Below are 13,477 nucleotides of genomic sequence, written 5' to 3'. Positions count from 1 at the left end.
TAACCCCCGCTTATCATCTTAGTTTTTTTATTCGGTCGCTCTGGCTGATAATATCTGTAACCCTCACACCAAAGTTTTCATCAATGACAACCACTTCCCCCTGGGCGATTAATCGGTTATTCACCAGAATGTCAACAGGTTCACCAGCAAGTTTATCCAGTTCAATAATCGATCCTGAAGACAGTTCAAGAATTTCCTTAACTGAACGTTTGGTCCTTCCGAGTTCGACCGTTACCTGAAGCGGTATGTCCAAAAGCATATCTAAATTCTTTGTTTCATGCTCCTGCATGTGGTATGGTTCAAAGCTCGAAAAGGCTGCAGGCTGTACATTCGGCTGCACTCCATTTGAATAAGAGCCTCCGAAATGCTGTGGACCGGATTGCTGAGCCTGGTTTTGAGCCGGTATATAGCTTTGAGGGTTTGATGCCTGATTCATAACCGGCTGTGAATATGCCGGCTGCTCTCCGGAATAACCTGTTTGAGTGTATGGCTGGTCAAATCCCCCTGAGTGTACTTCAGTTTTCTTATCAAACGAAAGATGGCTTTCCTGAAAATCGGGCTGTCCTTGAGCTGATGGCTTCTCTTCAGAAACAGCGCTAACTGCTGGAAGATCCTGACCCGGATTTAATAATTCATTTACTAGGCTTTTGCCAAATTCCAGAGGAAGCAGCTGCATAATATTCGAGTCGATCAGACTTCCTATTTTTAATCGGAATGAAATCCTTATAAGCATGTCATCAGCAGGAACTCGATCAGCACCTTCTCCCTGCGGCAAATCAAGAATATCGATTGCAGGCGGTGAAATATCAACCTTTTTTCCAAAGATGGTTGACATCGAAGTAGCTGCAGAACCCATCATCTGGTTCATTGCCTCCTGAACCGCGCTTAACTGAATTTCACCCATTAGTTCAGCCGGGTTGGTTCCATCTCCCCCAAGCATCAAGTCAGCAATGATGGCTGCATCCGACTGCTGAATTACAAGCAAGTTGCTTCCGAAGAAACCTTCCGTATAATTCACCTGAATTGCTACATAAGGATGTGGGAATTCCTCAGCTAATTTCTGACGCAAAACAACTGAAACAGCTGGAGTTGTGATATCAACTTTCTGATTCAATAATGTAGACAATGCTGTTGCAGAGCTCCCAAATGAGATATTGCCGATTTCCCCTAACGCATCCTGCTCCATATGGGACAGATAATCTTCGGTTTGAAAAAATGCCTCATTATAACTTTCTGTTTCATCGCTGTCGCCAGCTGCTCCCCTTAACAGAGCATCAATTTCATCTTGCGAAAGCATATCATCACTCATCATCCTCATCTCCCCCTTTCACAGTGCCTAAAATTTGCACGGCCATTTTTTTGTTCATTTTTCCAGGCTGTCCGATGAATTTTGGAATATTCCCGACTTTTATTGTGAGCGCCTGGTCAATCCCCTGATTTAACTCAATGACATCTCCAATATCAAGAGATAAGAAATCCTGAATGGCTATGTCGGAACTGCCGAGTTCACATATGACTGGAACTTCAGCTTTATGAATATTTCGTTCAAGCCGGGCAATGACCTCGGGCTCCCTTTCCTTTTTGTCCGTCTGCATCCAATAATGTACAGACAGCTTGGGAATAATGGGCTCGAGAACGACGTGAGGTATACATATATTAATCATCCCGCTTGTTTCCCCAATGGTCGTGTTTAATGAAATAACGACGACTGTTTCATTTGGAGAGACCATTTGCAGAAATTGCGGATTTACCTCAAAATCAGCCAAAAGCGGATCAATATCCGCGATTGTGCTCCAGGCTTCCCTTAAGTTTTCAAATGCCCTTTCAAAAGTAGCAGACATGATTTTTGTTTCAATTTCTGTTAAATTATCAACTTTATTTATGCTTGTCCCCCTGCCGCCCATCAGCCTATCCATCATGGCATAGGCGACATTTGGATTCACTTCCATAAGAATTCTTCCATCAAGAGGCGGCACTTCAATTACATTAAGTATTGTCATTTTCGGGATGGACCGGATAAATTCTTCATATGGTATCTGATCCGCAGAAGCAACCGAAATCTGCACATAGGTCCTCAGCTGCGCAGAAAAAAAGGTGGTTAAGAGCCGGGCAAAATTCTCATGTATTCTTGTCAAGCTGCGAATTTGATCTTTAGAGAACCTTAATGCTCTCTTAAAATCATAAACTTTTATTTTTTTCTCTGTTTGTTCTTTTTTCAGTTCATCTGCATCCATTTCTCCGGTAGAGAGAGCGGAGAGCAGTGCATCAATCTCGCTTTGCGATAAAACCTCACCTGACATGAATCCTCACCTCCATCTATTGCAGTTAGTTATTTGGTTATCACTGGAGGAGAGATTCAGTAATGTACACCTGAACGATCTTTCCTTCTTGCATTAAACCGTTTATCTTGGTTTTCAAATCTTCCTGCAGCTTGATTTGGCCTTCTTTCCCCTGTATATCCTCTGCTTTCATTTCAGACAATTCCTGAATGATGAGATTTTTCACCTGAAAATCTCTTTTCTGTAATTCCTCTTTAGCTTTTTTGTTTTCAGTCTGGATTTTAAAAGAAATCCTGATATAATCATCACTCGCTAAATTGGCTGTAACTTGCGGGATATCAACAGAGGCCTCCAGCACTTCATCAATGGTTGGCTCTTTTGTTTCATCATCACCCGAAAATTTCATGACAATCACCAGGGCAATAGCTCCTACAAGTGTGATCGCTACAAGCATCATTACCATTATCATTAACAGCTTATTGTTCTTCATTTTCATTTCCCTCCGCCAGCTGCTGCCCCAGAAGATTAACAGATTGATAGAATCCTAAAATCGATTGCATGACTTGATCTTCAGATTCCTTTACAACATACTTCTTTCCATTAGTGAGCGTAATCGTCGTATCTGGAAAAGACTCTACTGTTTCTATGTACAAAGCATTTAATACAAAAGATTTGCCGTTCAGGCGAGATACTTTAATCAATGTTCATTTTCAGGGCTAAAGATCCTGTGCCTTCAGCCCTGACCCTCCTTTAGATTATCGTTTTAAATTAACAAGCTCCTGCAGGATTTCATCTGATGTTGTAATGATCCGGGTGTTTGCCTGAAACCCGCGCTGTGCTGTAATCATTTCAGTGAATTCCTCTGATAGGTCTACATTGGACATTTCCAGGGTCCCAGAAACGAGTACTCCTGCACCGTCTTCTCCTGGGGTTAATGGGACTGCATCGCCTGAGTTTACAGTGTCCTTATATAGATTGTCTCCAATTTTTTCAAGACCTCCATTATTATTAAAGCGTGCTATTCCAATTGGTCCGGCAGCCTGCAGTGTATCGTTCCCGTCTATTAAGAAGTTTATAGTTCCGTCATTCGATATACTTAAGCTCTTAATAACGGTAGCATCCCCTCCATTTAATTGGATAGCTGCCCCATCAGCTCCTTTTACTTTATCTCCTGATGCCGTAACGAGGTTTGCATCATCATCAAGATACAAATTTCCAGCGCGGGTATAATAGGTGTTATTCCCTCGCTGAACCATCAAGTAGCCATCACCTTGAATCCCTATATCCAATACACGGCCAGTGGTTTGCAGACTCCCCTGTGTATCAATTGTATCTATAGAGGATAATTGCGAACCAAGACCTACCTGCTTAGGATTTATACCGCCCGAGTTATCTCCACTTCCTGTTGCACCTGAAATAGTCTGACTTACCATATCTTTAAAATTCACGCGACCTTTTTTATATCCAAATGTATTAACATTCGCAATATTATTCCCAATAACATCCAGCTTTGTCTGAAAGTTTTTCATCCCGCTTATACCTGAATACATTGAACGTAGCATTAATATTTGCTCCTCTCTTTTATGCTGCTTCTGTCAGTCGGCAGCTAAGGCTTCCTTAAAAGGTCCAGCCGTTGTTTTTATTGATCCAGAATTATAGTTCCATCAATATTAGTGAATATTTGTGTTCGAGATTCTTTACGATCCATCGCAGTGATTACTGTATTATTCTTGGCACTGACTACAAGTGCTGCGTTATCGAGCAATACCAAGGATTCTTTAACACCCATTTCCTTGGCTTCCTGTATCTTATCTTCAATTTGCTGCCACCGCTCTGCACTTATTTGTATACCTCTCTGTTCAAGTCTCTGCTTTGCATGTTTGCTGACAATTAAATTACCTTCAGTCTGCAAGGCTGTTTGGAGGTGGGCAGAGAATTTATTATGTGATTGCTTAGAAGTTTGAACAGCATTCCCTTTTGGTGTAATTACCGGCTGGGTGTGGATCGGACGAAAAATAAGTTTATCCACCCACTCACTTCCTTTTATTCATTTAGTTGAGAAATATTTGCAGGTTCAAGCTTCGTTCCATCATCCAAAATAAATACTGCTGTATTATTCTTATACTGGATAGAAACTACTCTTCCAGTTCCTTCTTCAATAATTGGATCCTGGTTTGGTTCACTTGATTCAGTCAATTTATGCCAGGTGACATTTTTGCCTAAAAAGTTATTGTAAGTCATTAGCTGGTTCTGCTCCTGAAAAGCCAATAATTTCTCCATCGTCTTATTCATATTAGTCATCTGCTCCAAAGACGAAAAGGTTGCCATCTGCGCAATAAAGTCCTTGTCCTGCATAGGGTTCATTGGATCCTGGTTTTGCAGCTGTGTCATTAGAATCTTAAGAAAATCATCTTTGCCTAATATATCTGAGCCAGTTTTTCGAGTTTGGCTTTGGTAGTTTGATAGCATTAGGGAAGAATCTATTGTGTTTGCCAATTACTATCACTCCTATGCTTCTGTATTAAGAAGAGCTTCTTCAAACGAGCTGTTAAATTCTCTCTCAGGCTGCGGATTATTTTCATCCTTGTTCTGCTGCTGCCTCTGTTCCTGCTGCTGGGGATCCCTGTTAAAGGAGCGATCCTGCTGCGTCATTTGCTGAGAGATTTCAATTCTCTCAATCTGAATGTTTTGTGAACTGAAGGCCTGTTTTAGACCATTAATATGTGAATCAAGAATTTCTTTGGCTGAGCCAGTTGATGTAAGTATCCTGGCAATCATCGCAGAGTCCTTTTGAATAAGCTCTATGCGCAGCGCTCCAAGATGGTCAGGATTCAGTTTGATAAATAACTTTTGTGTTCCTCCCGTTTTGAGAAAGCTGCTCTTGGATAATATGTTTTCAAATTGCTGCATAAGCTGATCTGGGCTTACTGTCCTTCCCTGCGGATTCAGCAGAGCCATCTGTTCCGATTTTGAAAATGATTGAACCTGAATAAATCCCTGCAAAGCAGTTTCCGGTCTGTTTATGATTTTAAATGCTGCCTGACTCGAATTTTCATTAGCAGAGTTATTTTGTTGTTTTGCAGTGTTCAATTCGTTTGCAAGCGGGGTAATAACTTTTTGTATAATACTGCCTTTATCAACAGAAGTACTGTTTATTAGCCCCTCAACTTTTATTTGGACATGATTTAGAAAATCCTTCAGATTCATTTTGCTGCTGAAAAAATCCTTCTTTGCAGACAGAATGTCATACAATTTCAAAACTTTTAATGCTCCGCTAAAATCTTTTCCCTGCAGGATCATGCCTTCTGTTTGATCAAAATTTGAGATTGCTGAAATTAATAATTGGATTTTGCTGACATCATCTAAATCTTCTATAGAATAAACATCTTTAAGCTTTACACCTGGCAGAACCTGGTCCGTAAAACCCTCTAACATCTGCACCAATTCTTCCTGTGAAAGATTCAGCTGCTCTGAAATGACCTCTATGATATCAGTTTCTGTTTGAAAGGAAACCTTCTCCAGAAGCTCGCTTCCGTTTTCTAATTCGGTGATCTCACTCACTTTAAGAAACTCCATTATTTCTTTTAACTGTTCGATCTTCTCCCCATCAGCTGCTGCAGGTAAGCTTTCTGCTTGCAGTTTGGCGGTACCGGTTAAAGCAAAGAAGAGACTTCCAAAACCAGTGCTGCCTGTATCTTGCGGAGATATTTTATCTTCGGATGAATATTGTGACTGAATAAATCCTAATCCTCCAATTTGCACTTAGTTTCACCTCCTCTCAAGACTTGGTGTTAATTATCTGATCCGCTTTTTTCTTTGGCTGCGGTCAGGAGCGCTGTATACCGTGCGGCATCTTCCGGGTTCATCTTCTCCATAATGGCAGCCAGCGTGTCAGAATTAATATTTGATAATATTTTTACAGCTTCCTCATCCTTCATCTCAGTTAAAATGGGTGCTGCTTTTTTAGCGGAAATATTTTCATAGGTCTTTACGATATCTTTAAATGCTCGCTTGTTTTCTTCCTTTATAGCCGTAAGCTCGCTGATTTCGTCTTCAAGCCTCTGCTTTTCAAGTCCTGCTCTCTCTATTTCCAAGTCTTTGCTGTCAAGCTGGCTTTCCAGCTGAGATATCCTTGCTTCACGATCTTTAACTTCTGCCTGCAGTCCGATAAGCTGCTCCTCCATCACTTCCTGTGAACGGGAGTTTTTCTCATCAAAAATGGCAGCTAAAAATGGCACCTTTTGGCTATATTCTCTGGCTGTTTCAAAAATGTTGTTTCCTGATAGTGTGAAAACGAGCAGGGCTACAGTAATTCCAAAAAGGATCGGGATCAAGAAAGCGAATATAAACCATTGAAACCTGCTTGTTTTGGGTGTCTCTTGTTCTTCTGGCATTCTTTCCATTTAACCACCTAATTTCCCCGATTCATATACAGCTGAATCGAGATATCATCCATTTGCCTTCCTTCTGCTTGCTTCATGCTTTCCAAAAAGCCAGCTAAATCTTTTTCCTGCATTTTTTCATATTTCTTTACTTCAATATTCTTTTCCATTAGTTTTTCCTGCTGGAAATTCATTTGGGTGCGTGCATTGGCGACCATTTTTTGATAATGGTCAATTGTCTTCTCAAGGCTGCTCACAAAATGCTGGTGATGCCTGATTTCCTGAACCGGTAGTCCTTCAGCCAGCCTTGATTGCTGATATTCTTCCAGATCTTCTTTCTTTTTCAGAAGATCGTACAGTTTCTTGGCAGTTTCTTCAAATCGTTTGACAGCCTGATTGTATACATCAATCGCCTGATCTTTTTCTCTTTCTTTTATCTTCAGGATTTTATTGAACTTAAATTGATACTGCAATTTTTATTCCCCTTTTCCAGCTAATCCTTTTAATTGGCCAATGCTTTCCAAGATAGAAATTTTTTCATTCGTTTCCTGTTTCAAGAAAGAGATAATCGAAGGATATAATCGAATGGCTTCGTCTATTTCCATCGATGACCCGCGCTTATATGCTCCAATATTAATTAAATCCTCTGCATTTATATATGTGCTCAGCATTTCTCTTACTTTTTCAGCTGATTTTATATGGGAGGCATCTGCAATATGGTTCATAACCCGGCTTACACTTTTCAGGACATTTATAGCCGGATATTGCCCTTTGTTCGCTAACGCCCGGTCTAGAACAAAGTGTCCATCCAGTATTCCCCTGACTGTATCAGCGATTGGTTCATTCATGTCGTCACCGTCCACCAATACGGTATAAAATGCAGTTATAGAGCCATATTCGTTTGTTCCTGTTCTTTCAAGCAGCTTAGGAAGGACCGCGAAAACAGAAGGCGTATACCCTTTTGTTGTTGGCGGTTCACCGACTGCGAGGCCGACTTCCCTCTGCGCCATAGCCACCCGGGTTACTGAATCCATCATTAACATGACATTTAAGCCTTTGTCCCTGAAATACTCAGCAATTGCTGTGGCCGTGTATGCCCCTTTAATTCTCATGAGTGCCGGCTGGTCTGAAGTAGCTACAACTACGATGGATCTCTTCAAACCTTCCGGTCCTAGGTCCCTCTCAATAAACTCCCTAACCTCTCTGCCCCTCTCGCCAATAAGAGCGATCACATTTAAATCTGCATTGGTATTCCGGGCTATCATTCCAAGAAGTGTACTTTTCCCTACACCGCTTCCGGCAAAAATCCCGACCCGCTGCCCGTTTCCAACTGTCAGCAGGCTATCGATCATCCTTACTCCTACTTCAATAGGTTCAGAGATTGGCTGCCTTTTCAGCGGATTAGGAGGCGTTTGTTCAGTTAGGACTGGCGTCAAACCCTTTGGCAAATTTGCCTCATCGAGAGGCTGTCCCAGTGAGTCTATTGCCTGTCCAATAAGAGCTGGACCAATTTTCACCTCAAGTGGCCTCGAGGTTGTCTCGACAAGAGAGCCTGGTGAAATATCCTGTACATCTGTATAAGGCATAAGAATCACATTCTCATTCTTAAAACCGACTACTTCCGCCTGGATCCTTCTTGTACGTCCTTTGCCTATATGAATAATGCATACATCCCCAATAGAACTTTCCGGACCTTGAGATTCAATCATCAAACCGACTACTCTTTTTACTCTTCCAAAACGCTTAAAGCTATCAATTTTATCCACCTCATTGATCAGCTGTTCAAGTTTCAATTTGCCTCACTCTCCAGCATCTCAAAGAGTTTTCTTTTTATTTCTTCCAGCTGGCTGTCAACACTGGCTTCAATTCGTCCATTTGCTGATTCAATTATGCAGCTTGTATTGCTTAGTTCCTCATCTGGATAAATATATAAATCTGTCTCTTTTGGAAATACCCGGATTAGTTCATCCTTATGGGATAGAATCAAATCATAATGCATAGGGTGTACATGGAGCTGAATCTCAGTGTACTCTCTCGCTTCCTTTAGTGCTCTTTTTACAATGGAAAGGAATTGGTCACTATTTTGATCAAGAACTTCTCCAAGAATTTTTCCTGCAACCTTTAATCCCAAATTTAGAATGGTCTGTTCTGATGATTCGATATGCTGCTGATAATCATGTTTGGCTGAGTTTATAACTTCTCTTGCCATATGGATCAGTTCACTGTATTCCCTGAGACCGCTTTGTCTGCCTTCATCAGCGCCAGCAGCAAATCCTTCAGAGCGGGCTTCCTCAAGAACCTTTTGTTTTTCCTGTTCCAGCGCTTCGAGCTGCTCGTCCATTTGCCGAGTTTTATTTTCTGAATCTATTCTCGCAGCATTTACAATCCTCTCAGCTTCCGCACGGGCACTGTTCAGCATTGCTTGAAGCTCTTCATCTGTTCTAGCCGCGTTTTGCTCAGATGCATCTTCAATATGGTTTAATTTGCTTTGCAGCAGTCTGATAGAAATGACTTTCTTTTCTTCTTTTGGCACTGCGGAAGAATATGATTTAATAAGCCTAGACAATAATATCATCCCCTCCGCCGCGAGCGACGATGATCTCTCCTGATTCTTCTAATCTTCGGATAATGCCGACTATTCTTGATTGGGCTTCCTCAACATCTCTTAATCTCACAGGACCCATGTATTCCATCTCATCCTTAAAGGTTTCAACCATTCTGGATGACATATTTTTAAAGACGATTTCCTTAACTTCATCACTGGAGACTTTCAATGAAAGCATGAGGTCCTCACTTTCACAGTCGCGGATAACACGCTGTATGGCGCGGCTATCAAGGGTAACGATGTCCTCAAATACAAACATTCTCTTCTTAATTTCCTCAGCAAGCTCTGGATCCTGAATCTCCAGCGCATCCAGAATAGTCCTTTCTGTCGCCCGGTCAACCCCATTAAGAACATCCACAACCGATTCAATGCCGCCGGTCTGAGTATAATCCTGTGTTACAGTAGAAGACAGCTTTCTCTCAAGAATCTGTTCAACTTCATTGATAATTTCAGGTGATGTGCTATCCATAACGGCAATCCTTCTTGCAATATCCGCCTGCATTTCCTGCGGCAGCTCTGAAAGGATTTGCCCGGCCTGCGCTGGATCAAGATAGGACAATATCAATGAGATCGTTTGCGGATGCTCATTTTGAATAAAATTCAGGATTTGTGCCGGATCTGCCTTTCTGGCAAAATCGAATGGCCTTACCTGCAGAGAAGATGTCAGTCTGTTAATAATGGCTGAAGCCTGCTCGGTACCGAGTGCTTTCTCGAGAACTGTTTTTGCATAACCAATCCCGCCCTGAGTGATATAGTCCTGTGCCAGGGCAATTTGATGGAATTCTTCAAGTATTTCTTCTTTAGCAAACGAATCAACTTTTCTGACCCCGGAGATTTCCAGGGTCAATTTCTCAATTTCTTCCTCGCTTAAATGTTTATAAACAGAGGATGCAACATCAGGACCAAGTGAAATAAGAAGAATTGCCGCTTTTTGTTTACCTGTTAGTTCTCTTTGCTCTTTTTTTGGCATTTTTCATCCTCCTTAGTCTTCTGCGATCCAAGTGCGAAGCAGTTTTGCAAAGTCTTCAGGCTTTTCCTTCGCCATTTTTTCCAGCTGCTTGCGTCTCATTGTACTTTCTGTTTCATGCTCTTCATTTACATCCGGAAGATTGATTGTCTCTGCAGCTTGTGCTTCCATCTCTTCTTCTTCTTGCTTCTGCCTCTTTCTCGCTTTAACAAAAAGGAAGATTAATAGAGCAATGATTAAAAGCAGTACGCCGCCGATTGCATATATCCACCAAGGAATGCTGGTGATAGTCTCATTAGAAAACTCAACTTTACCATTGAAAGGCTGTACGGAGACGACAATTTTATCCTGAATTGCTTCATCTGTTAATTCAGCATCAGCTGCGGCATCCTTATTAATGGTTGTACGAACAACAGTCCCAAGTATTTGTGTAATATCATTAATTCTTTCCTGCGGAAGTGATGCAGGATCATCAGCTGTCGGCGGTTCCACCATAACCTGAATGCCCAGGTCCCTGACTTTATACGGACTTTCGACAATCTCCCTGCGGATTTTATTTACTTCATTATTAATAGTTTCTTCTATCCGTTCATAATCCCCATTAGAATTTCCGCTTTCCTGATAAGTAGCCGAATCAGTGCCTGCAGGTTCATCGCTGCCGCCAGCCGGCGTAAATCCTCCAGCAGCATCGCCATTGCCAGTAAACGTTTCCGTAATCTTCTGAACACTAATAGCTATACCTTCCATATTTTCTTCATCAACAGGTGTAACGAGGTTTTCTTCTCTGTTTTCCTGGGTAAAATCAATATCGGCGGTTACAGATACAACAACCTTATCCTGCCCCATTAAAGTGCCCAGCATATTCTGCACCTGCCGCTGTACATCGCGTTCTATCTCTTTTTTAATTTCGTGCTGTGCTGCAAAGGTGCTTTCAGGTGAAGAATTTTGTTTATTTTTTAAGTCAAAATACTCAAAAAACTGATTAGTAATGACGATATTATCAGTGGGAAGATTTGGTATACTTTTCGCAGCCAGGTGATAAAGCGCCTGGATTTGCGATTCTTCAAATTGGTAGCCTGGTTTGGTGTTAAGAACAATAGAGGCAGATGCTTCCTCAGAAGAATCATTTACAAAAATGCCTTTCTCTGGCAGGTTTATCATTACCTTGGCATCGTTTACTCCATCGATCCCTTTCATCAAATTCGCAAGTTCAGTCTGCATTGCTTCCAGCTTTAGGACATTAAATTCGTTTTCAGTCATGCCAATGCCGGCATTTTGGCTGAAAAACGAATAATCAATGCTTCCGGATTTCGGAATTCCTTCTGCTGCCAGCTCTACTTTCAGAGTATCTACTACCTCTTCAGGAACCTTGATCGTTGTTCCGCCATCTGCGATTTCTGATACAACGCCCCTGGTATCGAGACTTTCTTTTATCGTCCCAGTCTCCGATGGTGTTAAATTGCTGTATAGGGGAACGAGAGTAGTCCTGGTACTTAGGATCGCGGCAGCCGCAATCAGCAATATACATATTGCAGCAGCACCAATCATAACCGTCTTCTGTTTTTTTGTCCTGCTGCCCCAGTATTCTTTCACTTTACCTATATATCTCTGTAGCGTCTCATTCATCACAATCCTCCGGTTATTCTGTCTAAGCTAATAACCGCCTTAACTAGTTTTTAGCTTTAATCATTTTCATTCATTAAAAAATTGAAAAAACCTCACCATTCAGTGGATTCTTTCAATTTTTTAAAATTTAAGAATTAGACTTGCATTCTCATCGCTTCCTGATAGGCTTCAATTACTTTATTTCTAATTTCCAGCGCAGCCTGCATAGTAATGCTCGCTTTTTGTGATGTAATCATCACCTGGTGAAGGTCGACGTTTTCTCCCTTAGCAAGCTTTTCAGTCATAACATCTGACTGAATCTGCGCATTATTAATTTTTTCAATTGATTGCTTTAAAACGGACGAAAAACTTTGCTGAGCATCGAATGCTGTATATGTATGAGTCTTTTGATTTTCAGCAGGCTTTAAAGCATTCACTGGCATAAAAGTTACAGTATTCATTTAACGTTCCCCTTATTTGCCGATTTCCAAAGCTTTCATCATCATGCCTTTAGAGGCATTAAAAACAGTTACATTGGCTTCATAAGATCTTGTTGCACTCATTAGATCCGTCATTTCTCTTAAAGGATCCACATTTGGCATTTCAACATATCCATTCTCATTAGCATCGACATGTGTTGGATCATAAACCATTTTAGTTGGCGTCTCTCGATCTTCTACAATTCCTGAGACCTTTACACCGTTTCCTGCAGAGCTTCCGCCTTTTCGGCTCATTGCCAAATTTAAAAAAGAGGAAAATTGACCTTCTTTCGGTTCCAATACTACTGACTTCCTTCTGTAGGGTTCATCGCCATTCACACTTCTGGTAGAGTCCGCATTGGCCATATTCGAAGAAATTACATCCATGCGGAGCCTTTGGGCAGTAAGAGCCGATGCTGTGTTATTCATACTATGAAACATAGACATTACTATTTGCCTCCCCGCAATACATTTTGCAGACTGGAAAACTTACCGCTTACTCGTTCAATCACTGCATTATAATAAATCTGATTTGCAGCCAGATCAGCCATTTCCTTATCTACATCTACGCTATTGCCATTATGATTGTACGAAGCATTGCGTTTTGTCACTACACCTTGTCCTGAGGATGATCCATTCTTAAAGTCGTAATGCCTGAAATCACTTTTGTTTGCTTCCATTGATCCATTTAGAGCGCTCTGAAAAGCCTCTTTAAAGCTTGCATCTTTTGCTTTATAGTTTGGAGTATCCGCATTTGCAATATTTTGAGATATTACCTTTTGCTTAAGCGAAGAGTAATCCAATGCTTGTTCTAAAGTTGATATAGTGCCTGAAAACAGTTTCAATCATAACACCTCATATAAAAACAATTTTATCTTGGTAATTATTGTAGAAATTTGGTGATAATGGACAAAATATGTCATCATAAACATTATTGTAATGAATATGAAATAATATGTCTATGAACATAAGGTTAATTTTAATGATTCTTTTGTCCTATTTTCGACAAATCTTTTAAATATGCTGAAAGTTATAATGATTTTTTCTAATAATTACCAATAACACAGGGATTCATTCTCCCATCTAATTTTATTATATATTTCGCTTGTAGGTATTTTGGGGTATTCAATATAAACACCGCAATAACTAATTATGTAAAA

At 40.8% G+C, this 13,477-nt stretch carries 17 protein-coding genes; all 17 read right to left on the bottom strand.

Translation table 11 applies throughout. The features are described 5' to 3' along the window. Positions 1–13: 13 nt before the first annotated feature. The gene (gene fliY / locus IRB79_RS10685; RefSeq protein ID WP_243508416.1) at positions 14–1,312 is read right to left on the bottom strand and encodes a flagellar motor switch phosphatase FliY; all 1,299 of its coding nucleotides are present in this window, start codon (positions 1,310–1,312) and stop codon (positions 14–16) included. After that, a complete protein-coding gene (fliM, locus tag IRB79_RS10680; protein WP_243508415.1) occupies positions 1,302–2,300 on the bottom strand; it encodes a flagellar motor switch protein FliM in 999 nt (332 codons plus the stop codon). The genes fliY and fliM overlap by 11 nt, the downstream gene beginning before the upstream one ends. A gap of 40 nt (positions 2,301–2,340) precedes the next feature. Beyond that, positions 2,341–2,769: a flagellar basal body-associated protein FliL gene (gene fliL, locus IRB79_RS10675; protein WP_243508414.1), complete on the bottom strand. Its 429-nt coding sequence runs from the start codon at positions 2,767–2,769 to the stop codon at positions 2,341–2,343. After that, complete coding sequence (locus tag IRB79_RS10670) at positions 2,756–2,980, bottom strand: flagellar FlbD family protein (protein WP_221877809.1); 225 nt, start codon at positions 2,978–2,980, stop codon at positions 2,756–2,758. The genes fliL and IRB79_RS10670 overlap by 14 nt, the downstream gene beginning before the upstream one ends. Before the next feature lie 54 nt (positions 2,981–3,034). After that, positions 3,035–3,841 carry a flagellar basal body rod protein FlgG gene (flgG, locus tag IRB79_RS10665; RefSeq protein WP_221877808.1) on the bottom strand — a complete coding sequence of 269 codons (807 nt, stop codon included), beginning with the start codon at positions 3,839–3,841 and terminating at the stop codon, positions 3,035–3,037. Positions 3,842–3,918: 77 nt separating this feature from the next. Beyond that, the gene (locus tag IRB79_RS10660) at positions 3,919–4,308 is read right to left on the bottom strand and encodes a TIGR02530 family flagellar biosynthesis protein (RefSeq protein WP_243508413.1); all 390 of its coding nucleotides are present in this window, start codon (positions 4,306–4,308) and stop codon (positions 3,919–3,921) included. A gap of 14 nt (positions 4,309–4,322) precedes the next feature. Next, complete coding sequence (gene flgD, locus IRB79_RS10655; protein ID WP_243508412.1) at positions 4,323–4,775, bottom strand: flagellar hook assembly protein FlgD; 453 nt, start codon at positions 4,773–4,775, stop codon at positions 4,323–4,325. A 12-nt stretch (positions 4,776–4,787) separates the two neighbouring features. After that, the gene (locus IRB79_RS10650; protein ID WP_243508411.1) at positions 4,788–6,041 is read right to left on the bottom strand and encodes a flagellar hook-length control protein FliK; all 1,254 of its coding nucleotides are present in this window, start codon (positions 6,039–6,041) and stop codon (positions 4,788–4,790) included. Between the two features lie 29 nt (positions 6,042–6,070). Then, positions 6,071–6,682 (bottom strand): MotE family protein, encoded by a 612-nt coding sequence (locus tag IRB79_RS10645; protein ID WP_243508410.1) that lies wholly within the window; start codon positions 6,680–6,682, stop codon positions 6,071–6,073. A gap of 8 nt (positions 6,683–6,690) precedes the next feature. Beyond that, complete coding sequence (gene fliJ, locus IRB79_RS10640) at positions 6,691–7,134, bottom strand: flagellar export protein FliJ (RefSeq protein ID WP_243508409.1); 444 nt, start codon at positions 7,132–7,134, stop codon at positions 6,691–6,693. 3 nt (positions 7,135–7,137) lie between these two features. Further along, complete coding sequence (gene fliI / locus IRB79_RS10635) at positions 7,138–8,454, bottom strand: flagellar protein export ATPase FliI (protein WP_243508408.1); 1,317 nt, start codon at positions 8,452–8,454, stop codon at positions 7,138–7,140. Further along, on the bottom strand, positions 8,451–9,236 hold the full coding sequence (gene fliH, locus IRB79_RS10630) for a flagellar assembly protein FliH (RefSeq protein ID WP_243508407.1): 786 nt from the start codon (positions 9,234–9,236) through the stop codon (positions 8,451–8,453). Before fliH ends, fliI begins: the two co-directional genes overlap by 4 nt. After that, complete coding sequence (fliG, locus tag IRB79_RS10625; RefSeq protein ID WP_206836377.1) at positions 9,220–10,236, bottom strand: flagellar motor switch protein FliG; 1,017 nt, start codon at positions 10,234–10,236, stop codon at positions 9,220–9,222. The genes fliH and fliG overlap by 17 nt, the downstream gene beginning before the upstream one ends. A 12-nt stretch (positions 10,237–10,248) precedes the next feature. Beyond that, positions 10,249–11,859, bottom strand: a complete 1,611-nt coding sequence (fliF, locus tag IRB79_RS10620; RefSeq protein WP_243508406.1) for a flagellar basal-body MS-ring/collar protein FliF — start codon at positions 11,857–11,859, stop codon at positions 10,249–10,251. 134 nt (positions 11,860–11,993) lie between these two features. After that, positions 11,994–12,299, bottom strand: a complete 306-nt coding sequence (gene fliE / locus IRB79_RS10615; RefSeq protein ID WP_206836372.1) for a flagellar hook-basal body complex protein FliE — start codon at positions 12,297–12,299, stop codon at positions 11,994–11,996. 12 nt (positions 12,300–12,311) lie between these two features. Further along, positions 12,312–12,764 (bottom strand): flagellar basal body rod protein FlgC, encoded by a 453-nt coding sequence (flgC, locus tag IRB79_RS10610; RefSeq protein WP_243508405.1) that lies wholly within the window; start codon positions 12,762–12,764, stop codon positions 12,312–12,314. Positions 12,765–12,766: 2 nt separating this feature from the next. After that, on the bottom strand, positions 12,767–13,162 hold the full coding sequence (gene flgB, locus IRB79_RS10605) for a flagellar basal body rod protein FlgB (RefSeq protein ID WP_243508404.1): 396 nt from the start codon (positions 13,160–13,162) through the stop codon (positions 12,767–12,769). Between the last annotated feature and the right edge of the window lie 315 nt (positions 13,163–13,477).

It is taken from the genome of Cytobacillus oceanisediminis, from assembly GCF_022811925.1.
Classification (GTDB): domain Bacteria; phylum Bacillota; class Bacilli; order Bacillales; family Cytobacillaceae; genus Cytobacillus; species Cytobacillus oceanisediminis_D.
Note: the sequence above shows the minus strand (reverse complement) of the source record. Positions and strands in the feature narration are given on the sequence as shown.

Excerpts from the sequence above, each read along its gene's own strand:
- fliY (WP_243508416.1), bottom strand. The coding sequence starts at position 1,312 with ATGATGAGTGATGATATGCTTTCGCAAGATGAAATTGATGCTCTGTTA.
- fliM (WP_243508415.1), bottom strand. The coding sequence starts at position 2,300 with ATGTCAGGTGAGGTTTTATCGCAAAGCGAGATTGATGCACTGCTCTCC.
- fliL (WP_243508414.1), bottom strand. The coding sequence starts at position 2,769 with ATGAAGAACAATAAGCTGTTAATGATAATGGTAATGATGCTTGTAGCG.
- flgG (WP_221877808.1), bottom strand. The coding sequence starts at position 3,841 with ATGCTACGTTCAATGTATTCAGGTATAAGCGGGATGAAAAACTTTCAG.
- IRB79_RS10645 (WP_243508410.1), bottom strand. The coding sequence starts at position 6,682 with ATGGAAAGAATGCCAGAAGAACAAGAGACACCCAAAACAAGCAGGTTT.
- fliH (WP_243508407.1), bottom strand. The coding sequence starts at position 9,236 with ATGATATTATTGTCTAGGCTTATTAAATCATATTCTTCCGCAGTGCCA.
- fliG (WP_206836377.1), bottom strand. The coding sequence starts at position 10,236 with ATGCCAAAAAAAGAGCAAAGAGAACTAACAGGTAAACAAAAAGCGGCA.
- fliF (WP_243508406.1), bottom strand. The coding sequence starts at position 11,859 with ATGAATGAGACGCTACAGAGATATATAGGTAAAGTGAAAGAATACTGG.
- fliE (WP_206836372.1), bottom strand. The coding sequence starts at position 12,299 with ATGAATACTGTAACTTTTATGCCAGTGAATGCTTTAAAGCCTGCTGAA.
- flgC (WP_243508405.1), bottom strand. The coding sequence starts at position 12,764 with ATGTCTATGTTTCATAGTATGAATAACACAGCATCGGCTCTTACTGCC.